Raw genomic sequence first — 19,604 nt, 5'->3', positions numbered from 1 at the left:
GATCGCAACTGGAGACAGACTGATGAGCGAAGCAGATAACAGCACGCCGAACGCGGGCGCATTCAAACCGAAGAAATCCGTCGCGCTGTCCGGTGTGACCGCGGGCAACACGGCACTCTGCACGGTCGGCAAGACCGGCAACGATCTGCACTACCGCGGCTACGACATTCTCGACATCGCGGGTAATTGCGAGTTCGAGGAGATCGCGTATCTGCTCGTGCACGAAAAGCTGCCGACACAGGCCGAACTGACCGCCTACAAGACGAAGCTCAAGGCGTTGCGCGGCCTGCCCGCCAATGTGAAGGCCGCGCTCGAATGGATTCCCGCTGCCGCGCATCCAATGGACGTGATGCGCACCGGCGTCTCGGTGCTCGGCACCGTGCTGCCGGAGAAGGACGATCACAACCTGCCCGGCGCGCGCGATATCGCCGACAAACTGATGGCGTCGCTCGGCTCGATGCTGCTCTACTGGTACCACTATTCGCACAACGGCAAACGCATTGAAGTGGAAACCGACGACGACTCGATCGGCGGCCACTTCCTGCATCTGCTGCATGGTGTCGAGCCGTCGAAGTCGTGGGTCGATGCAATGCACGTGTCGCTGAACCTGTATGCCGAGCATGAGTTCAACGCGTCGACGTTCACGGGGCGCGTGATCGCGGGCACCGGGTCTGACATCTACTCGGCAATCACGGGCGCAATTGGCGCGCTGCGCGGACCGAAGCACGGCGGCGCAAACGAAGTCGCGTTCGAGATCCAGTCGCGCTACCAGACGCCGGACGAAGCGGAAAGCGATATCCGCCGGCGCGTTGAGAACAGGGAAGTGGTGATCGGCTTCGGACATCCCGTCTACACGATCTCGGACCCGCGCAACAAGGTCATCAAGGAAGTAGCGAAGAAGCTTTCGAAGGAAGCGGGCAACAACAAGCTTTTCGACATCGCGGAAAGACTCGAATCGGTGATGTGGGAAGCGAAGAAGATGTTCCCCAACCTCGACTGGTTCAGCGCCGTGTCGTATCACATGTTGGGCGTGCCCACGGCGATGTTCACGCCGCTTTTCGTCATTGCACGCACGGCCGGCTGGAGCGCGCACATCATCGAGCAACGGATCGACAACAAGATCATTCGCCCGAGCGCGAATTACACCGGTCCCGACGATCTGCCGTTCGTGCCGCTCGCGAAGCGCGGCTAACGCCGTCAGAGCCCTCGCGCAAGCACGTGGACTCTGGCTCGCCGATACCCCGAGCCAGGGTCGCTCTTTGCCGTAGCGAGCTACACTAGACCGATTGCTTCACCCAGGCAGGAACGCGCCGTTAAAAACGCCCGCTCAATGCGATGGCCGCCGCCCTTGTTCCCGCATCATTACTGTTGGTCCCCACGCCATGAATACTGCCTACCGCAAACGCCTTCCCGGCACCCAGCTTGATTTCTTCGATGCGCGCGCCGCCGTCGACGCAATCCAGGCCGGCGCATACGACAAGCTGCCGTACACGTCGCGCGTGCTCGCCGAAAACCTCGTGCGGCGCTGCGATCCGGTGACGCTCGTCGCGTCGTTGAAACAGATCGTGGAACGCAAGCGCGAGCTGGATTTCCCGTGGTTTCCGGCGCGCGTGGTATGTCACGACATTCTCGGCCAGACCGCGCTGGTCGATCTTGCAGGTTTGCGCGACGCGATCGCCGCGCAAGGCGGCGACCCCGCGATGGTCAATCCGGTGGTGCCGACGCAACTCGTCGTGGACCACTCGCTTGCCGTGGAGTGCGGCGGCTTCGACCCGGACGCGTTCGCGAAGAACCGGGCAATCGAAGACCGTCGCAATGAAGACCGCTTCGATTTCATCAACTGGACGAAGCGGGCGTTCCGGAACGTCGACGTGATTCCGCCGGGCAACGGCATCTTGCATCAGATCAACCTTGAACGCATGAGTCCGGTCGTGCAGGTGAACGACGGCGTCGCGTTTCCCGATACGCTGGTGGGCACGGACTCGCATACGCCGATGGTCGACGCGCTTGGCGTGATCGCGATCGGCGTCGGCGGACTGGAAGCGGAAAGTGTGATGCTGGGCCGCGCGTCGTATATGCGTCTGCCGGATATCGTCGGCGTGGAGTTGACGGGTAAGCCTGCTGAAGGCATTACGGCAACCGACGTCGTGCTTTCGCTGACCGAGTTCCTGCGCAAGGAAAAAGTTGTCGGTGCATACCTTGAATTCTTCGGCGAGGGTACGGCGAAGCTCACGCTCGGCGACCGCGCGACGATTGCGAACATGGCGCCCGAATTCGGCGCGACCGCCGCCATGTTCTATATCGACGAGCAGACCATCAAGTACCTGAAGCTGACCGGCCGCGACGACGAACTCGTGAAGCTCGTTGAAACCTACGCAAAAGAAGCCGGCTTGTGGGCCGACAGCCTCACGCATGCCGAGTACGAGCGCGTGCTGAAGTTCGATCTGTCGACGGTCGTGCGCACGCTCGCCGGGCCGTCGAATCCGCACCGGCGCTTGCCGGTTTCCGAACTGGCGGCGCGCGGCATCAGCGGCAAGGTCGAGAACGAGCCGGGCCTGATGCCGGACGGCGCGGTGATCATCGCGGCAATCACGAGCTGTACGAACACCAACAATCCGCGCAACATGATCGCGGCCGGCCTGATCGCGCGTAACGCGAACCGGCGCGGGCTCACGCGCAAGCCGTGGGCAAAGACGTCGCTCGCGCCTGGCTCGAAAGCCGTCACGTTGTATCTGGAAGAAGCCGGCTTGCTGCCCGAACTCGAACAGCTTGGCTTCGGCGTCGTCGCGTATGCGTGCACGTCGTGCAACGGCATGTCCGGCGCGCTCGACCCGGCGATCCAGAAGGAGATCGTGGAGCGCGATCTGTATGCAACTGCCGTGCTGTCGGGCAATCGCAATTTCGACGGCCGCATTCATCCGTTCGCGAAGCAGGCGTTTCTTGCTTCTCCGCCGCTGGTGGTGGCTTATGCGATTGCGGGCACGATTCGCTTCGACATAGAGAAGGATGTGCTCGGTGTCGATGCCGACGGCAATAACGTGACACTGAAGGACATCTGGCCGTCGGACGAAGAAATCGACGCAATCGTGGCTTCGAGCGTCAAGCCCGAGCAATTCCGCAAAGTGTACGAGCCGATGTTCGCGGTGTCGGTGGACACGCAGGAGAAAGCGAACCCGCTTTACGACTGGCGTCCGATGAGCACGTACATTCGCCGTCCGCCGTATTGGGAGGGCGCGCTTGCGGGCGAGCGCACGCTGCAGGGCATGCGTGCGCTCGCCGTGCTCGGCGACAACATCACGACCGATCACCTGTCGCCGTCGAATGCAATCTTGCCGGACAGCGCGGCAGGCGAATACCTGACGAAAATGGGCTTGCCCGAAGAAGACTTCAATTCGTACGCGACGCATCGCGGCGATCACCTGACGGCGCAGCGCGCCACGTTCGCGAACCCGACGCTCAGGAACGAAATGGTGATTGAAGACGGCAAGGTGAAGGCCGGTTCGTTTGCACGCATCGAGCCGGAGGGCAAGATCACGCGCATGTGGGAAGCGATCGAAACTTATATGGAACGCAAGCAGCCGCTGATCGTGATCGCCGGAGCCGACTATGGCCAGGGGTCGTCGCGCGACTGGGCGGCCAAGGGCGTGCGCCTTGCCGGCGCGGAAGCGATTGTCGCGGAAGGATTCGAACGGATTCACCGCACGAATCTCGTCGGCATGGGCGTGTTGCCGCTCGAATTCAAGCCGGGCGTGAACCGCATTACGCTGGCAATCGACGGCACGGAAACCTTCGACGTAATCGGCGAACGCAAGCCGCGCACGGATCTGACGCTGGTGATTCATCGCCGAAGCGGTGAGCGCGTCGAGGTGCCGGTGACCTGCCGGCTCGACACGGCCGAAGAGCTTTCCATCTACGAGGCCGGCGGCGTGCTGCAGCGTTTTGCGCAGGACTTTCTGGAGTCGTCGAAGGCGGCGGCTTAATCAATATCGTTCAGGACACTGTTTCATGGCGCATAAACCGCAGATCAGAATTCCGGCCACTTACATGCGTGGCGGCACGAGCAAAGGCGTGTTCTTCCGCTTGCAGGACTTGCCCGATGCGGCGCAAATGCCCGGCGCCGCGCGCGACGCGCTGCTGCTGCGCGTGATCGGCAGCCCGGACCCGTACGGCAAGCAGATTGACGGCATGGGCGGCGCGACGTCGAGCACGAGCAAGACGGTGATCATCGCTAAAAGCAGCAAGCCCGATCACGATGTGGATTACCTGTTCGGACAGGTGTCGATAGACAAGCCGTTTGTCGACTGGAGCGGCAATTGCGGCAATCTCTCCGCTGCAGTGGGCCCTTTCGCGATCAGCGCGGGTTTGGTCGAGGCGAACCGGATTCCGCGTGACGGCGTGGCGACCGTGCGGATCTGGCAGGCGAACATCGGCAAGACGATCATCGCGCACGTGCCGATGACCGACGGCGCAGTGCAGGAAACGGGCGACTTCGAACTCGACGGCGTGACTTTTCCGGCGGCGGAAGTGCAGCTCGAATTCATGGACCCCGCAGCGGAAGAAGACGGCGCCGGCGGCTCGATGTTCCCGACCGGCAATCTCGTCGACGATCTCGAGGTGCCGGGTGTCGGCACGCTCAAGGCGACCATGATCAACGCCGGCATCCCGACGATTTTCGTGAACGCCGAGGCGATCGGCTACAAGGGCACAGAGTTGCAGGACGCCATCAATAGCGATGAAAAGGCGCTCGCAATGTTCGAGACGATTCGCGCACACGGCGCGCTGCGCATGGGGCTGATCAAGCATCTGGACGAAATCGCGACGCGCCAGCATACGCCGAAGATCGCGTTCGTTGCGAAGCCGGCCGACTACGTGTCGTCGAGCGGAAAGCGGATCGGCTCGGGCGACGCGGATCTGCTGGTTCGCGCGATGTCGATGGGCAAGCTGCATCACGCGATGATGGGCACGGCCGCTGTGGCGATCGGTACTGCGGCGGCGATTCCGGGAACGTTGGTGAATCTGGCGGCTGGCGGCGGTGAGCGTGAAGCGGTGAGGTTCGGGCATCCGTCGGGCACGCTGCGGGTGGGGGCGGAGGCTGCAGTTGTCGGTGGCGAGTGGGTCGTCACGAAGGCGGTGATGAGTCGCAGTGCGAGAGTTTTGATGGAGGGTTGGGTCAGGGTGCAGGGCTAGGCAGAGGCGCTCCGGTGCTGGCCGGACGCGTGGCGTCGAACTCAGGCTCGGACGTGGATATTTAGCGCGCCCGGTTGAACGTGCGTGGCTTCGCACTGGTTATAATCCCCGGGCCATCGAGAAACACTCAACGGTCAGGTCTGGAAGCTGTGATCGTAACCACGCATCCGCCCACATGAGGCATGCGTCTGCCTCTGCTGGGCTGTGTTGCCCGTCTCAACCGAATGCCCGCCGACCTACTGAAGTCTTAGCGAGATCGCACAATGAGTAAGAATAAACGCCGATCGCAAGCCGATTCCCGGCCACCCGTCGACGCTCTCCAGTACGAAAAGCTTGCGCTCTCGGCTTTCCATCTCTGTGACCGTCAGATGAGCAAGCTCGACTCGTTGATCACGCTTGCGTCCACGATATGTAGGAATCCTGCCGTCACGATTGACGAGCGCCGCCGGCAGCAGACCATGCTGGAATTGCTCGTCAGCACCGGCGAGCAATATCAGCAGGAGCTTGCGTGTGACCGCGAACTCTTCCAGGTGATCGCACTCGATGCAAAAGGAGTGGCCAAGAAGCGCATCACGGCGAGCCGGGCGGCGCGCCTGCTTCAGGAAGCCAAGGAGCCCGCGTCGCGGGTGCCCGACATGAGCACCGGTCCGCAAGAAACCGCTTGCCTCGATGAAGCGTCAAGCGACGACGTGAAAGCAGGACCCGGCCCCGACGTCACGCGTCATTGAACACACACAGCGTTGCCGGCGACCGAAGGCCGCCGTTCTCCGTGCGGGTGTCCGTCTGACCACACGTCGCCTTCGCAGCGTTACTTCGCTCCGTGTTTGGCCTGCCAGCGTTGCATGAAGCCGATTTCGTCACGCTGCGCCTTGATGATGTTTTTCGCCAGGCGCTTCAACTCCGGGTCTTTGCCGTACTTGAGTTCGACCTGCGCCATGTCTATCGCGCCCTGGTGGTGCGGGATCATGTGCGCGACGAAGTCTTTATCGGCGTCCCCCGTGTAGGTCGGCGCGCTCATGTCTTTCATCATCTTTTCGTCGGCGGCTTTGAACGCCGGCGTCGAATCGCCGGAAGCCCCATCGGCAGAGGAAGACATGTCCATGCCGGGCATGGAGGCCGTGTGTTGCGCGTGAACAGGCGCGGTGGCGACGGCGCATGCCACACCGCCGAACACGCACAATGCACGAAAAGCGCGAAGTTTCTTCATAGTCGATTCCCATTAAAAAGTTGTTCGAGCGACGCGCGGCTATCAGTCTCTCATCGACGGATGAAATCCCGCCGCCGCGATTGCTTCCGTGAGTTGCGTGGATGTTAGCGTCGACGCGACCTTGACGATCCTCGTGGACACGTCGATGTCGACCGCGGCAGCCGGATCAAGACCGGCAATCGCTCGAGCAATCGCGTTTGCGCATCCACCGCAAGACATATCCGGAACGGCTAATTCCAATTTCATTTCCAATCTCCTGAGACAAGTCTCAAGACGATCTTGCACCTTCCCACGGCGGGAAGGTCAAGCCTGCGAGCATGCGTCTTTACCTTTCCCGCTGACGCCAATCTGTGCCCGTCATTGGGAACGGTCCTACACGGGCGCTCGTCTTGGACGTCGATAATCGGCGTCACCTCATGCGCAGGCCAGCGTTCGCAGCCTGCGCCAGTCGAGGTCTCACGATTCATCCACGCAGACTCATCCACGCAGAATCATTCGCGCGCTCATGCAAAACCAGTCCCCTGTATCACCCCAAGCCATTTCGCTCTGGTTCAACGAAGCGGAAGAAGCACGCCTCGCAGGTCGCTTCGACACGGCGCAGGCGCTTCTCGATCGAATCATTGTGCATGACTCGGCGCACGCGGCCGCGCTTTACTCGCGCGGACTGGTGGCGCTCGCACAGGACCAGCTGCCATTGGCGCAACGCTGGATCGAGCGGGCGGTAGAAGTCGAGCCGCAGCCGCCGTTCTTCGATATGTTGTGCCTCGTCCAGATCAGGCTGCGCGCGTTCGCGAGCATTGTGCACACTGCCAGCGCGGGGCTCACGTATCAGCCGGATTCGCTTTCGCTTCACTATTACCTCGGCGTCGCGCTGCAGTTGCAAGGGCGCGCGGAAGAGGCGGCAGCAGTCTATCGCAGGTTGATCGAACTGAAACCGGACTATGTGCAGGCGCACGCTAACTTGGGCGTCGTCGTGAAAGACCTGGGCTCGTTGAGCAAGGCCGAGCAGCACCTCAGGCACGCCATGACGTTAGACCCGTCCAATCGCGGCGCTCGCGCAAGTCTCAGTCAGGTGCTGCTGGCAGCGGGCCGATACGAAGAAGCGTGGCCGTACTTCGAAGACCGTTGGGCCAATTTCGTCGATGCCGACAGGCAGCCCGTATCGCAGCGGCCGGAACTCCCATGGCCGCAGTGGAAGGGCGAGGACCCCGGCGTGGCGGGCGGCGCGCGCCTCCTCGTTCTGCCGGAGCAAGGTCACGGCGACAGCCTGCAATTCGTGCGTTACCTGCCGCTCGCACTCGAACGTTTTGCCCAGGTGGGCTACATCTGCCCGCCCTCGCTGCGGCGCCTTTATGAAGAGTCGTTGTGTGCGCGCTGGCCGGGCCTCGTCATGCTCGACGACGTCATGCCTGATGCCAAAGAGTGGGACTGGCAATGTCCGTTGATGTCGTTGCCCCTCGCATTCGGCACGCGCCTCGACAACATCCCAGCAGAGCCGTATCTGCACGCAGAGCCGCAGCGGTCCGCCGAGTGGCGTGCAAAACTCGGCGAGTTGTCCCGGCCGGACCTGCCGCGCGTCGGTGTCGTATGGGCAGGCGGCCACTCCGGGCTCACCGAAGATCGTGCGCGCAGCCTCACATCGGCGCAGTTCGCCCCATTGCTTTCTTTGTCGCGGATTCGCTGGATCAGCTTGCAGAAAGCCGACGACCTCGCGAAGCGTGCGAGCCCCTCGACAAAAGCGTATCTCACCGACTGGATGGACGACGTGTCGGACTTTGCGGACACTGCCGCGATCATCGACAACCTGGACCTCGTCATTTCGGTCGATACGTCGGTCGCTCATCTGGCAGCGGCCATGGGCAAGCCGGTGTGGTTGCTGAATCGTTTTGCCGGTTGCTGGCGGTGGCTGCGCAATCGCGAGGACAGCCCGTGGTATCCGACAGTGCGCATTTTCACGCAACCGCAACGGGGAAATTGGGACGAAGTAATCGAGCGCGTCGCGGCGCAATTGAAGCAGCGTTATGAACCGGGCATAACTTACCGTTCCTTTGTGCGCTAGCTAACTCAACGCCGCGCCAGATTTACTGGATGGTGAGTTCGGGGTGCTAAGCTCGGGCGCTGTCGTGTTGTGGTTTCTCTCGCCGGTGAGGCGGGTGCCGTTTGCCAAAATAATCGATTAACAGGGGCCAGGCATGTTGAGAAAAGTCGTCGACAGGGCAAAACAGATCCGAAGGAGCGAGCGATTCAAACATTCCGTCGCCACGCCTCGCCGCATATCGCTTCATGCGATGCAGCGCCTCAACCGGGGCGTCTTTGCGATCGAAATCAAGGAGAACTCCGGCTTTTTCTCCGTCATGCAAATGGTGTTGTTCATCCTCATGTTTTGTGAGGAAAAATGCCTGCTGCCGCGCATTAGCGCTCGCGGCGGCCTGTATGGCGATGCCGATGGAAAGGTCGACTGGTTCTCCGCGTTCTTCGAACCGGTACGCGCTCCGGCTGCCTTGCCGCTCGCGCGCAAGCTCAGGACTTCGACGGTTCGTGACCTCGTGCAGTTGGGCTTCCGGCAACGTTACGAGCACTTGCTGGAACTCGGCAGCGCGAGTCAACTGTTCTTTGCATACTATCGGCCGGCGCAGCATATCGTTCGCGAGGTCGATGCAGTCTGCGAGCGGCTCGGTATCAGCGCCTTCACACTGGGCGCACACTTCAGAGGCACTGACAAAACGCTCGAAGCGGTTCCCGTTTCGTGGAAAGACTTTTGCCGTCACGTCGAAACGACGCTGGCGGAAAATCCGCATTTGAACCACATTTTCATTTCAAGCGACGAACAGGCCTTTGTCGATTACTTCGTCGCATTGCCGTTCAGCAAGCCGGTGAGCGTCGCGCCCGCGAGGCTGCTTGCGAACGGTGCGACGCCGGTTCATTTCAGCGGCTTTCCGGGGCTGGAAGTCGGGCGCGAAGCGCTGGTGTCCAGTCTGCTTTTGTCGCGCTGCGGCTATCTGGTCAAAACGCCGTCTTATCTGTCCGCGTGGTCCCGAATCTTCAACCCTGCGCTGCCCGTCAAGCTCGTCGCTCCACCGCGGCCAGATGCGTTCTGGTTTCCCGACAGCCGGCTGTGGCTCGAGCAGGCGGCGCACGACAAAGCGGCTTGAATGCCGCGTCGCTGACGCCGCGCGACTGCCCGACCTCGCGACATGCTCGAGCGGCTTGCGATATGCTTTTGTGACAAGCCGCGCGCCGAGCGCCCAAGCACATCACAAAGGACTCGCAACATGAAAGCCGTCAAGATCGGAACGCCTGCCAGCGTCGACAATCTCCAGTTGGTCGATATCGACGATCCGGGACAGCCAGGCCCGGGCCAGGTTCGCGTACGTATCCACGCCAGCTCGTTGAACTTTCACGACTACGGCGTCGTAAGCGGCGTGTTGCCCGCCGACGCCGGGCGTATTCCAATGGCGGACGGCGCGGGTGTCGTCGAAGCAGTCGGCGAAGGCGTCGGCGAATTCAAGGCTGGCGACCATGTCGTGTCGTGCTTCTTCCCTTTTTGGGAGAACGGTACGCCCACGATTGGCGACTTCAAAACCACACCCGGCGACGGCGTTGACGGCTATGCGCGCGAAGTCGTCGTGCTGCCGAGCCACTACTTTACGCATGCACCGAAAGGCTACAGCCAAGCCGAAGCCGCGACGCTCACCACTGCCGGACTGACGGCATGGCGCGCGCTGATCGTCGACGGTCAGTTGAAACCGGGTGCGACGGTGCTCGTGCTCGGCACCGGCGGCGTGTCGATCTTCGGCTTGCAGCTTGCCAAGACGATGGGCGCCTCGGTGATCGCGACGTCCTCGTCGGATGCGAAGCTCGAAAAGCTTCGCGCGCTCGGCGCCGATCACACGATCAACTATCGCGAGAATCCCGAGTGGGGCAAAACGGTGCGCTCGTTGACCGGGGGCAGAGGCGTCGATCATGTGATCGAGGTGGGCGGTCCGGGCACGTTACCGCAGTCGATCACCGCCTGCCGGATAGGCGGCCATATTGCGCTAATCGGCGTGCTGACCGGACGCGCGGGTCCGGTGCCCACCGCGGCGCTGATGGCACGGCAACAGCGGCTGCAGGGGCTGATTGTCGGTAGCCGGCAGGATCAGCGCGACATGACTCGCGCGCTCGAAGTGACCGGCATCAAGCCTGTCATCGACAGCACGTTCGAACTCGCGAAGCTCGGCGACGCGTTCAGGCATGAAGCGGCGGGCGCACACTTCGGAAAGATTTGCGTATCGATCTGAGCACGACGCGCTTGAGCGTCCGCGCAACGCGGTGATGCTCAACCGCGCTGCGCGAGATCTGCGAACGTGACGCTTCTGGCCGCGCATGCTTCGGTGAACGCTTCGTCGTAGCTGGAGAAAAACACGGTGCGGGTTTGCGCGAGCGTCGTGAACAGATCCACCAGCACCGCACGGGCGGCGGCGTCGAGTCCGCCAACGGGCTCGTCCGCGACCAGCACTTTCGTTTCGCCAATCACCGCGGTTGTTAGAAAAAACTTCTTGCGCGTGCCGAACGACATCTGTTCAAAGCGTTTTTCCAGATGCGGCGTGAGTCCGAAGCGGTCGGCGAGCGCCAGCGCTGCGTCGCTGACCACCGCGTTTCTCGCCGAAGCCACGCGTTGCAGATATTCGCGACCGGTCGGATCAGGTGACGGCATGCAATCCTCCGGCACGTACGTCAGCAGCGATTGCGCGGCCTTACGTGCCGTGCGCAGTGAATGGTTGCCGATCCAGATTTCCCCTTCATCAGCCTCGATTGCGCCGGCAAGCATGCCGAGCAAAGTCGATTTGCCGCTGCCGGACTCGTCGTTGAGCGCCACGCAGCCTGCGGCAGAGTCGTGCCACAGTCGCTGAAAGATGACGCGGTCGCCATAGCGCTTGCTGAGGTTTTCGAAACGAAGCATGAGTGTGACGTGTAGTGTGAGTCGCTACGCAACGTCCATTGTGAGGAGCGCGCGCGATTTTAGACGGATGGCGAAGCCTATCAAAAACCGGACGATTGTTCCGATTTTCCGCGTGCTCACGGCGGTATCGCCATCCCGCTAGCCCTTAATCTCAAAACTGCATCGCTTTCATAAAAAAATAGGGCGGGGTGAAATGATAGGTCTACAGAATACGCGGCCTTTTTTGCGCTGCTAAACTGTGCGGCGGAGCAGTTTTCTTCCGCACCCATGCGCCACTCGCGCCCCCAATTTCCGCCAGCCTCAACATGCGGGATAAGCGGTAGAAACAGGCCTTTTCTGCGATTTGGAAGAAGCAGCCGCACGGCATACTGGCTTATACGCGGCGGGTGAAAAAGGGACGCATGGTTGGGTGTCCTTTCTTCCAGGCAGGCATGGCGTCGCAATTGCCGATTCCTCTCCCAACCGCTCATCCTCTCTAATTCGATTTGTATCGGGGCTCGCTTGAGCCCGTTTTTGGAAGTGACTCATGAAGCCGGGAAAGAATTCGCTTGGGAAAACACGCACGCGCAAATTCGTCATTGCGGCGGCGGCGCTTGTCGCATTGACGCTCGCATTCAGTTTGTGGCATTACCAGCAGCGCTCGGCGCAGGTTGCGCCCGCGCTGACCGGCGTCGCCAACCAGATGCGCCACGACACGTCGGCCTGGACGCGCGAGGAGAAAGACGCGTCGCAAATGCTGCGCGACATTCATGACGCGAAGGTTGCCGCAATCGGTGTGAGTCCCAGTGCGATTCTCGTGTCGAGGCGCGACGGCTCCAAATATTTCGTGACCGACCACAACGCGACCTTTTCGCACGCGCTGTTACTCGGCGAGCCGAAGAACGGCGACGCGGCTTCATACCAGCTGGTGTGGCTGCCCGACGCGGACATCCGCACGGGCGGTTCGAACTGGGTGCAGGCTTTCGACCAGACGCGCGACGTAATCAGCCTGCTGCTGCCGTTGCTGCTGATCGGCGGCATGGTGTGGTTCATGCGCCGTGAGATGCGCGGCGGCGCGACGCTGCTCGGCAAGGCGCCCACGCTGCGCTTTGACGACGTGATCGGCGCCGGCGAAGCGAAGGCGGCGCTCGCGGACATTCGCGGCTATCTGTCGAACCCGAAGCAGTTCACGTCGATGGGCGTACGAGCGCCGTGCGGCATCCTGATGGTGGGCGGCCCCGGCGTGGGCAAAACCCGGCTCGCACAGGCGCTGGCAGGAGAATGCGGCGCGAGCTTCATCTCGATCACCGGCAGCTATTTCAGCGCAAAGTATTACGGCGTGGGCATCCAGAAGGTCAAACATCTGTTCGAAATGGCGCGCAAGAACGCGCCCACGGTGATCTTTATCGACGAAGCCGACGGCCTCGCGAAGCGCACCGACACGGGCGGCGGTCCCGTCGAAGCGGAGAGCAACCGCATCATTAATCAGTTGCTTGCGGAAATGGACGGCTTTGCCTCGAACGAAGGCGTGATTATCGTTGCGGCCACCAATCATCCGGACAATCTGGACGAGGCGTTGCGCCGGCCCGGCCGTTTCGATCGCACCGTGCAGGTTCGCCTGCCCGATCGCGAGGACCGCGCGAAGATTTTCCGTTTCTATGCCGAGAGGCTGAAGTCGAAGGCCGCGGACATCGACTACGATCAACTCGCGCGCCTTACGACAGGCTTGTCGCCGGCGACCGTCGCGATGGTCGTGAATCAGGCGGGGCTCGTCGCGCGCAAAGCCGGCGACACGGAAATCGCGGCGAAGCATTTCATCGAGGCGATCAAGATCGCGCGGATCGGCGACGTGAGCGGCGCGGAACGCGCATTGACCGAGGACGAACGCACGCGTATTGCCGTGCACGAAGCCGGGCATGGCCTGGTTGCGGCGCTGCTCGGCACCGGCGTACTCGAGGAGGTCACGATTCTGCCGCGTGGCGGCGCGCTGGGCGTCGCGCTTATCACCAAGGCGCAGGACAAGCATCTTTATCGTGAGACCGAGATTCGCAATGAAGTGAAGGTCTTGCTCGGCGGCCGTAACGCGGAGATCCTGGCGTTTTCCGAAGCATCCAGCGGTGCGGCCTCCGATCTGCAGGAAGCGTCGCGTATCAGCCTCGACATGGTGTCGAAGTTCGGCTTCAACAGCGACGGCAATCTGTTTAGCCTCGCCGCATTGCCCTCGCAGTACGCGGGTTTGCAGATGAAGGGCGCGATCGAGCAGGCGAACGTTCTGCTCAAGGAGTTGAACGAGCAGTGCTATAGCCTGCTGCACGCGTATGAACCCGTGCTGCGCGCTATCGCAGACGAACTTCTCGAGCAGGAAACGGTGCCGGGCGAAACGGTGTATCGCCTGATCAAGGAGCACAAGAGCACGCTGAAGATCGTGCACGAGCCCGAGGCGGCCTGAACGGCCACGCACTACCACGCTTGAGCGGCCAGACACCACCGCGCTACGCGAAGTCCGACGGGCCCGGAGGTGGAACGCCGGGAGGCGTTTCTGTCTCGCCCAAAGGATCGCGCTTGGCTTCGTCGTCATCGGCGGGCAACGAGTCGGCGCCTTTTTCCGGCAGAGGCTGGTCGAGCCCTGGTTCGACCGGTGTCGGGATTGCATCGCCAATGGGCTTCGAGACCTCGGTGGGCGGACCGCCCGGATCGGCCGATTTGTCCTGGTCATGCTCGTTCGGGCTATTGGGCTGAGTGGCCACGGCGCATCTCCAGTTGGTAACGGTCATGTCATCTGTCAGCAACCGCTGTGCCACGAGTGCGACCTCATGCAACCTCATGCTGCGTCCGAAGCGGTTCCTTCGTCTGTCAACGCGCGCCGGCTATGCTGCTTCTCCGGTGAAGTGGACGCAGGTGTTGCCGCGTGCCTCGAATCAGCACTTACCTTGTCCGAAGCGCCACGCCGCGTCTTCAAACGAAGAATGGGTTCTTCGATGATTCGCCACGACAGCACCGCCAAGCCGAGCGAAATCGCAAACGACGCCCCAATCCCGGCCACATGTGCCCACAGCGGCACCACACCGCCGAACAGCGCTTGCGCATGATGATTGCGCGTCAGGTCCGGAATGAGGTTGTGATACAGATAGAAGCCATAGCTGATGCGTCCGAGGCCCGCAAGCCAGCGCGCTTCCAGCAGAGCCAGCACGACCGTATTCCGGCAGCACGCAATCGAACACACCAGCGCCGCTATGCACAGCCCATACGCGCCGCTGACGACGGTAAAGAGCAAAGGATTCTCGATGTCGCTCCACGCCGGCTCGGTTGCACAAAAGCCCACGAGACAAAGGCTTAAAACAAACAGCGTGGCGCCGTGTCCGAGCAGGGCCCGCACACCACGTGCACCACGTGAACCGCGTGCACCGTCCACACCGCCGGCCTTCTCCGAAATCATCAAGCCGCCCATTCCACCGAGCGCCAGCAACCAGAAGTTGCTCAACGGATGCGTGTAGATCGTGATCTCCTGCCAATGCGCGGCGCGCATCGCCAGAAGCGAAACCAGTCCCGTCATGACGATCAGCGTGCATACCGCCAGATGCCGCCGCGCTGCGAGCAGCAACAGGAGCGGTGCGACCACGAGATAGAACTGCTCCTCAATGGCAAGACTCCACAAATGCGAGTAGCGCCCCGGCCAGTAATGCAGGACCGAGCCGATCCAGAAGTTCGACAGGTAGGCAAAGTGATACGGCATGCCGCTCGCGAGTTCCGGACTCGCCATGCCCACCAGCATCAGCGCGCTCATCACCGTGAGCATCAGGTAGTAGATCGGAAAGATTCGCAGCGTCCGGCGAAACAGGAAGCGCTTGAGTTCTGCTCTGAAACCGCTGCCGCCTTGCTCGATGCGCTGCCGCTGGGCCGACAGAATGCGGATGATCAGAAAGCCGCTCAGCGCGAAGAAGATCCATACGCCCAGATGGCCTATCTCGCCGATATCGCCGAATAGCCGGTGTTGCAGAAAGACCATCAGGACGGCAATGGCGCGCAGTCCGTCGAAGCCGGCAATTCTGTTGTTCATGTGAGTGTCTTCCAATGCGAGGGCGGTGCGCGGCGCGCGACCGTTCAGGTCGGTAATGGAAGGACCGGTGCCGCGCAAATGAAAGCTCGATCACGCAAACGAGCAGCGGCAAAAAGAAGGCGTCGCACTGACGCTCAACGCGCCCGCCGGACGCAGGTCGGCGGGCAAGCGTGTCCGGTCCACATGAGTGGCCGCCGTGCGGAGAAACCTGTCGCGCGGGTTACGCGAACTCCGACGGTCATGCATGAATTCATCCTACGACGAAAAAAAGCGAAAAAAATCGCATCGTGCGATGAGCCGATTTTTTTCTACGACGCGAGTCGGCCGTCTTTGCTCGTTCCACACCGAAGCCGCAAAAGTTGCTGCAAATCCAATGCGCGGCGAATCACTCTTACCGCATGCCGACAAGCGGATTTCAGATTGCCAGCGCGGCGCCCCGAAAGACAGGCTGCTTGTCAGCACATACAACGTGACCGCACGGCATCGGCAAGAAGGCGATATCTTGACGCGTTGCTGGATAACTTTCCTGCGAGAACATGAATGGAAATTCGCCGCGGACGCTCCTTGGAAGTGGACTTCTTTCGCGGCGTCGTGCTGATCGTCATCGTGCTGGACCACATGCCCAGCAGCACGCTCTCTCGTCTGATGCTGCATGCGTACGCATTGTGCGATTCGGCCGAGGTGTTCGTGTTCCTCGGCGGCTACGCGTCGGCGGCGGCATACACAGCGGTGGTTGCGGCCCGCGGAGAGCGGGCCGCCAAGCTGCGCTTCGTGCGACGCTGCTGGGAAATCTACCGGGCTTATCTGTTGACGGCAGTACTCACGCTGCTCTCGGGCGCGGCGCTCGCATTTCTGCGACTGAATCACCCGATGGTCGAGCTTACCGGCTGGCCGCCGTTCGCCATGCAACCGCTGCATCAGACGTTTGAAATCGCGGTGTTGCGACGGCAGCCCTACCTGTCGAGCGTGTTGCCGATGTACCTGTTCTTCGCGCTCTGCGTGCCCCTCGTGGTGCCTCTGGCGCTGCGCTCGCGCATCGCGGCGCTCCTGCTCAGCACGGTTGTGTGGTGGCTCGCGCGGCCGCTGGCCGGGCTATTGAGCATTGACGACATGGCCGAGTGGGCTTTTAATCCGTTTGCATGGCAACTGATGTTCGTGCTCGGCATTGTGTGCCGGCTCGCACCCATCAGCGAGCAGTTTCATGCTGGCGAGGCGGCGCGCTGGTTCACGCGCGCCGCCATTGCCGCAGTGCTCGCGTTTGCCGCCGTCAAACTGTTCGTGCTGACGCAGCCGTTGGCCGGCACCCTTAAACAGAATCTTTCCGTGGATCGCGTGATCAACTTCATTGTCATTGCCTGGCTTGCCGCGCGTCTCGTGCGCATGGGCGCCATAGCGTGGCTCGCGCAGCGGTTGCCCGCCGTGGTCACCGTGGGCCGGACCGGGCTCGTATGTTTTGTCGGCGGCACGCTGGTGTCGTTGATCGTGGACACAGCGACGCCGCATACGTTTCACGGTTTTCGCGGCGTGTTGATCGGACTGGCCGGAGACTTCGTCGCCATTGGTGCGCTGCTCATGCTTGCGCGCGGCTGGCACGGCTGGAAGGGACAGCAGTTGCGTGCGGCTGCGAGCGGCGCGCGTTGCGGATGAGGGCGTTGTCGCGCCGCATGCGTTTCATGCGAACTTCAGGTGTTCGCGCCTGCGCGCTCGCGGCCACCATCGCCGGTACTCTGCTCGGGCCCGGCGCTCATACGGTGTTCGCCGCGCAGAAGGATGCGCCGCTCGCCATGCGTTGCGCCGAATTCGCGGGCGCCATGTTGCCACCGGAAGTGATCGCGTTGCCCACGGCCGGCGCGCAGATCGAGAGCGCGTCGATGGTCGGCGCAACCGCGCCGGGCAATCAGCAAGGCGGCGAGTATTGCCGCATCACGGGTCGCATCAAGGCGCTCAAAGCGACTACACCCGACATCCGCTTCGACCTGAATCTCCCGCGGCGCTGGAATGGCCGCGCGCTGCAAATCGGCGGAGGGGGCTATAACGGCGTCGTGGTGAGCGGCACGGGCGTGATGCCGTTCTCGCCGGATCGCGCGCCGCTCGCGCAAGGCTATGCGACCTTCGGCGACGATTCCGGACATGTCGGTGATTCCTCGCTCGCGGTGTTCGGTCTCGTCGACGAAGCCGTGACGAACTTCGGCTATGCGCATCTGAAGAAGACACACGACGCCGCGCTTGCACTGATCGCGCGCGCTTACGGCCGGCCGCCGCAGCGAATGTACTTTGGCGGCGGCTCAACGGGTGGCCGCGAAGGCTACACGGTGATACAGCGCTTTCCCGACGACTACGACGGTGTGATCGCCAATTCGCCCGCGCTCAACTTTTCGGGTGTTCGCCTGATCGGCGTCAAACTCGGCCAGGCGGAATATGCAACGCCGGGCGGCTATGTTCCGCCGTTGCTGCTGGAGCAGGTCTATCAACGCACGCTCAGCGTTTGCGACAGGCTGGACGGTGCCACGGACGGTATTGTGAGCGACGTCCCCGCATGCCGCGAGCATGAATCGGAAATCATCGAGTCGTTGCGTTGCGCGGGACGCCCGCCTTCGAACGAGCAATGCCTGAGCGAGTCGCAACTCGCCACGTTGATGGTGATGCGCGACGGCTTGTCGCTGCCGTACAAACTCGCCTGGGATGTCGCCGGCTATCGCGGCTACAACGTGTTCCAAGGTACGCACCTGACAGGCTCGCTCGGGTTGGGACATCAAGCGGAGCGTCTCGCCGTGCCCAGGTTTTTTGCTAACGGTTATCTGTTCGCGCAAGGCGACGGCTACATACGCTACTTCGTTGCGCGTGACGCGGGCTTCGACTCGCTCAGATTCGACCCGCAACGTCCGGGCAAATATCGCGCACAGTTGACAGCGCTCTCCGAAACCATCGGCGCGATGAATCCGGACGTTGCGCGCTACATTGCGCGCGGCGGCAAGCTCATTACGCTGCAAGGTCTCGCCGACGAAGTCATTAGCCCGAATCAGACGATTGCTTACCATCAGGCATTGGTCGATCGCTACGGCGTGGACCAGGTCAATCGGTTCATGCGTCTTTACATGGTGCCGGGTTTTCAGCACGGTAGCGGCGCATTCATTCCTTCGGTGGACCTGCTCGGTGCGCTCGATAGCTGGGTGACGCGCGGCGCGTCGCCGGAGACTTTGATCGCCACCGACATCGCCGCGGCGACCAATGGACGCTCGCGCCCACTGTGCCGCTATCCGCTGTTTCCACGCTATGCGGGCAAGGGCAATGTGAATCTCGCAAGCAGCTTCGTGTGCACGGAACCCTGACCATGTTCTGCGATTCCGCTTCGATGCAACGCGCGACTTCTTTACATTGGAGCCGTTGCAAAATCCACTAACTGGTTGCAAGCGTCGCAGCGCGGCTCGAAAAACAAAAGGACGGCGATGCCGCGCAGCGGCACCGCCGTCCTTCTTAACGCCACTCGTGCAGCGTTAAAAGCTGCACGAACATCGACCTTCGTTACTGGCCGTTCTTCATCGTGCCGTTGGTGCTGCCCGTACCGTTGCTCATGCCGTTACTGGAGCGATTGGTGGTCGCGCTATTCGGCGACGCGCCGGTACCCGTGCCCATGCCGCCACCGGTGCCGGTCACGCCCGGCGAGCCATAGCCCGAGTCGCCCGGGTGCTTCATCGTGCCGGGGCCCACACCCGGGGTTGCAGTTCCGCCTGCGCCGCCCGTCGTGCCGCCGCCGGCGCCCACACCGTTACCGCCCGAACCGCCGCCACCGGCACCGCCGCCCGCCTGTGCAAAGGCTCCGCCCGAGAGTGCCACTACTAGCGCCGAAGCGAAAATCGTCTTGGTAAAGCGTTTCATGGTTCATCTCCATTAGAGTCGATCGATGTCACGCGAGCGCGTCGCACTCACATGCCAGGACTGCCGCAAGCACTGTGCCTTAAGTGCCGGCGCTAGGTGCGCCGGCGCAGCAGCGTGGCGAGGAGTCGAGCATGACGCGTTCCTGGGACGGCGCGGGCCATGCGTTATGCACGTCTTGGACCGGCGCTCTCATTGCCGTTGCGCCCAGCTGATATCGCTACGGAAACCGAACTTTCTTGCAGCGCAGCGAAGGCCTCGGCGGCGAGAATCGCAGCATGCACCGTCGAGGAGGCTTCCACCGCGGCGCGATCCTTTCGCTGCACGCTTTCGCAGATTCCATTACATTGCGGGTGCGG

General features: G+C 62.1%; 17 protein-coding genes. 11 read left to right on the top strand and 6 right to left on the bottom strand.

Annotated features, from left to right (window positions below):
* Positions 1-22 precede the first annotated feature (22 nt).
* The 4 genes from prpC (at position 23) to J2W46_RS12205 (ending at position 5,915) form a co-directional block, all read left to right on the top strand.
* Positions 23-1,192 carry a bifunctional 2-methylcitrate synthase/citrate synthase gene (gene prpC / locus J2W46_RS12220; RefSeq protein WP_310354002.1) on the top strand — a complete coding sequence of 390 codons (1,170 nt, stop codon included), beginning with the start codon at positions 23-25 and terminating at the stop codon, positions 1,190-1,192.
* A 190-nt stretch (positions 1,193-1,382) separates the two neighbouring features.
* Positions 1,383-3,980 carry a Fe/S-dependent 2-methylisocitrate dehydratase AcnD gene (gene acnD, locus J2W46_RS12215; protein WP_204523092.1) on the top strand — a complete coding sequence of 866 codons (2,598 nt, stop codon included), beginning with the start codon at positions 1,383-1,385 and terminating at the stop codon, positions 3,978-3,980.
* Positions 3,981-4,005: 25 nt separating this feature from the next.
* On the top strand, positions 4,006-5,187 hold the full coding sequence (prpF, locus tag J2W46_RS12210) for a 2-methylaconitate cis-trans isomerase PrpF (RefSeq protein ID WP_310353999.1): 1,182 nt from the start codon (positions 4,006-4,008) through the stop codon (positions 5,185-5,187).
* A gap of 263 nt (positions 5,188-5,450) precedes the next feature.
* Positions 5,451-5,915: a hypothetical protein gene (locus J2W46_RS12205; RefSeq protein ID WP_310353997.1), complete on the top strand. Its 465-nt coding sequence runs from the start codon at positions 5,451-5,453 to the stop codon at positions 5,913-5,915.
* Positions 5,916-5,995: 80 nt separating this feature from the next.
* Here the strand turns inward: J2W46_RS12205 and copM are convergent, their stop codons facing one another.
* Positions 5,996-6,394 (bottom strand): CopM family metallochaperone, encoded by a 399-nt coding sequence (copM, locus tag J2W46_RS12200; RefSeq protein ID WP_310353994.1) that lies wholly within the window; start codon positions 6,392-6,394, stop codon positions 5,996-5,998.
* A gap of 42 nt (positions 6,395-6,436) precedes the next feature.
* A complete protein-coding gene (locus J2W46_RS12195) occupies positions 6,437-6,634 on the bottom strand; it encodes a heavy-metal-associated domain-containing protein (RefSeq protein WP_310354155.1) in 198 nt (65 codons plus the stop codon).
* Positions 6,635-6,899: 265 nt separating this feature from the next.
* Between J2W46_RS12195 and J2W46_RS12190 the strand changes: the two genes are divergently transcribed.
* The 3 genes from J2W46_RS12190 to J2W46_RS12180 all read left to right on the top strand — a co-directional run bounded on the left by J2W46_RS12190 (position 6,900) and on the right by J2W46_RS12180 (position 10,674).
* A complete protein-coding gene (locus J2W46_RS12190) occupies positions 6,900-8,453 on the top strand; it encodes a tetratricopeptide repeat protein (RefSeq protein ID WP_310353992.1) in 1,554 nt (517 codons plus the stop codon).
* Positions 8,454-8,586: 133 nt separating this feature from the next.
* The gene (locus J2W46_RS12185; protein WP_310353990.1) at positions 8,587-9,546 is read left to right on the top strand and encodes an O-fucosyltransferase family protein; all 960 of its coding nucleotides are present in this window, start codon (positions 8,587-8,589) and stop codon (positions 9,544-9,546) included.
* 120 nt (positions 9,547-9,666) lie between these two features.
* A complete protein-coding gene (locus J2W46_RS12180) occupies positions 9,667-10,674 on the top strand; it encodes a zinc-dependent alcohol dehydrogenase family protein (RefSeq protein ID WP_310353988.1) in 1,008 nt (335 codons plus the stop codon).
* A 38-nt stretch (positions 10,675-10,712) separates the two neighbouring features.
* On the opposite strand, the gene J2W46_RS12175 is transcribed toward J2W46_RS12180, so the two are convergent.
* Complete coding sequence (locus tag J2W46_RS12175; RefSeq protein ID WP_310353987.1) at positions 10,713-11,336, bottom strand: ABC transporter ATP-binding protein; 624 nt, start codon at positions 11,334-11,336, stop codon at positions 10,713-10,715.
* Between the two features lie 526 nt (positions 11,337-11,862).
* Between J2W46_RS12175 and J2W46_RS12170 the strand changes: the two genes are divergently transcribed.
* The gene (locus tag J2W46_RS12170; RefSeq protein ID WP_310353985.1) at positions 11,863-13,764 is read left to right on the top strand and encodes an AAA family ATPase; all 1,902 of its coding nucleotides are present in this window, start codon (positions 11,863-11,865) and stop codon (positions 13,762-13,764) included.
* 43 nt (positions 13,765-13,807) lie between these two features.
* Here the strand turns inward: J2W46_RS12170 and J2W46_RS12165 are convergent, their stop codons facing one another.
* Both J2W46_RS12165 and J2W46_RS12160 read right to left on the bottom strand, forming a co-directional pair.
* The gene (locus tag J2W46_RS12165) at positions 13,808-14,062 is read right to left on the bottom strand and encodes a hypothetical protein (RefSeq protein WP_087753314.1); all 255 of its coding nucleotides are present in this window, start codon (positions 14,060-14,062) and stop codon (positions 13,808-13,810) included.
* 74 nt (positions 14,063-14,136) lie between these two features.
* Positions 14,137-15,372, bottom strand: coding sequence for an acyltransferase family protein (locus tag J2W46_RS12160; RefSeq protein WP_310353983.1), 1,236 nt, complete (start codon positions 15,370-15,372; stop codon positions 14,137-14,139).
* A 244-nt stretch (positions 15,373-15,616) separates the two neighbouring features.
* Between J2W46_RS12160 and J2W46_RS12155 the strand changes: the two genes are divergently transcribed.
* From J2W46_RS12155 to J2W46_RS12145, 3 genes are read left to right on the top strand one after another with little or no spacing between them, the layout of a single operon-like run.
* A complete protein-coding gene (locus tag J2W46_RS12155) occupies positions 15,617-15,970 on the top strand; it encodes a hypothetical protein (protein ID WP_310353981.1) in 354 nt (117 codons plus the stop codon).
* On the top strand, positions 15,913-17,019 hold the full coding sequence (locus J2W46_RS12150) for an OpgC domain-containing protein (RefSeq protein WP_310353978.1): 1,107 nt from the start codon (positions 15,913-15,915) through the stop codon (positions 17,017-17,019). Before J2W46_RS12155 ends, J2W46_RS12150 begins: the two co-directional genes overlap by 58 nt.
* 26 nt (positions 17,020-17,045) lie before the next feature.
* Entirely contained in the window at positions 17,046-18,701 is a 1,656-nt protein-coding gene (locus J2W46_RS12145; protein ID WP_374726822.1) for a tannase/feruloyl esterase family alpha/beta hydrolase, read from the top strand.
* A 193-nt stretch (positions 18,702-18,894) separates the two neighbouring features.
* On the opposite strand, the gene J2W46_RS12140 is transcribed toward J2W46_RS12145, so the two are convergent.
* Complete coding sequence (locus tag J2W46_RS12140) at positions 18,895-19,248, bottom strand: hypothetical protein (RefSeq protein WP_310353975.1); 354 nt, start codon at positions 19,246-19,248, stop codon at positions 18,895-18,897.
* Positions 19,249-19,604 lie beyond the last annotated feature (356 nt).

Source organism: Paraburkholderia strydomiana, assembly GCF_031456815.1.
Classification (GTDB): Bacteria; Pseudomonadota; Gammaproteobacteria; order Burkholderiales; family Burkholderiaceae; genus Paraburkholderia; species Paraburkholderia caledonica.
Note: the sequence above shows the minus strand (reverse complement) of the source record. Positions and strands in the feature narration are given on the sequence as shown.

What these genes read in the sequence shown, in the direction of transcription:
- J2W46_RS12175 (WP_310353987.1), bottom strand. Translation starts at nt 11,336, where the DNA reads ATGCTTCGTTTCGAAAACCTCAGCAAGCGCTATGGCGACCGCGTCATC.
- J2W46_RS12190 (WP_310353992.1), top strand. Translation starts at nt 6,900, where the DNA reads ATGCAAAACCAGTCCCCTGTATCACCCCAAGCCATTTCGCTCTGGTTC.
- J2W46_RS12180 (WP_310353988.1), top strand. Translation starts at nt 9,667, where the DNA reads ATGAAAGCCGTCAAGATCGGAACGCCTGCCAGCGTCGACAATCTCCAG.
- prpF (WP_310353999.1), top strand. Translation starts at nt 4,006, where the DNA reads ATGGCGCATAAACCGCAGATCAGAATTCCGGCCACTTACATGCGTGGC.
- J2W46_RS12155 (WP_310353981.1), top strand. Translation starts at nt 15,617, where the DNA reads ATGAATTCATCCTACGACGAAAAAAAGCGAAAAAAATCGCATCGTGCG.
- J2W46_RS12140 (WP_310353975.1), bottom strand. Translation starts at nt 19,248, where the DNA reads ATGAAACGCTTTACCAAGACGATTTTCGCTTCGGCGCTAGTAGTGGCA.
- J2W46_RS12160 (WP_310353983.1), bottom strand. Translation starts at nt 15,372, where the DNA reads ATGAACAACAGAATTGCCGGCTTCGACGGACTGCGCGCCATTGCCGTC.
- prpC (WP_310354002.1), top strand. Translation starts at nt 23, where the DNA reads ATGAGCGAAGCAGATAACAGCACGCCGAACGCGGGCGCATTCAAACCG.
- J2W46_RS12170 (WP_310353985.1), top strand. Translation starts at nt 11,863, where the DNA reads ATGAAGCCGGGAAAGAATTCGCTTGGGAAAACACGCACGCGCAAATTC.
- copM (WP_310353994.1), bottom strand. Translation starts at nt 6,394, where the DNA reads ATGAAGAAACTTCGCGCTTTTCGTGCATTGTGCGTGTTCGGCGGTGTG.
- J2W46_RS12185 (WP_310353990.1), top strand. Translation starts at nt 8,587, where the DNA reads ATGTTGAGAAAAGTCGTCGACAGGGCAAAACAGATCCGAAGGAGCGAG.
- acnD (WP_204523092.1), top strand. Translation starts at nt 1,383, where the DNA reads ATGAATACTGCCTACCGCAAACGCCTTCCCGGCACCCAGCTTGATTTC.
- J2W46_RS12150 (WP_310353978.1), top strand. Translation starts at nt 15,913, where the DNA reads ATGGAAATTCGCCGCGGACGCTCCTTGGAAGTGGACTTCTTTCGCGGC.
- J2W46_RS12205 (WP_310353997.1), top strand. Translation starts at nt 5,451, where the DNA reads ATGAGTAAGAATAAACGCCGATCGCAAGCCGATTCCCGGCCACCCGTC.
- J2W46_RS12145 (WP_374726822.1), top strand. Translation starts at nt 17,046, where the DNA reads ATGCGAACTTCAGGTGTTCGCGCCTGCGCGCTCGCGGCCACCATCGCC.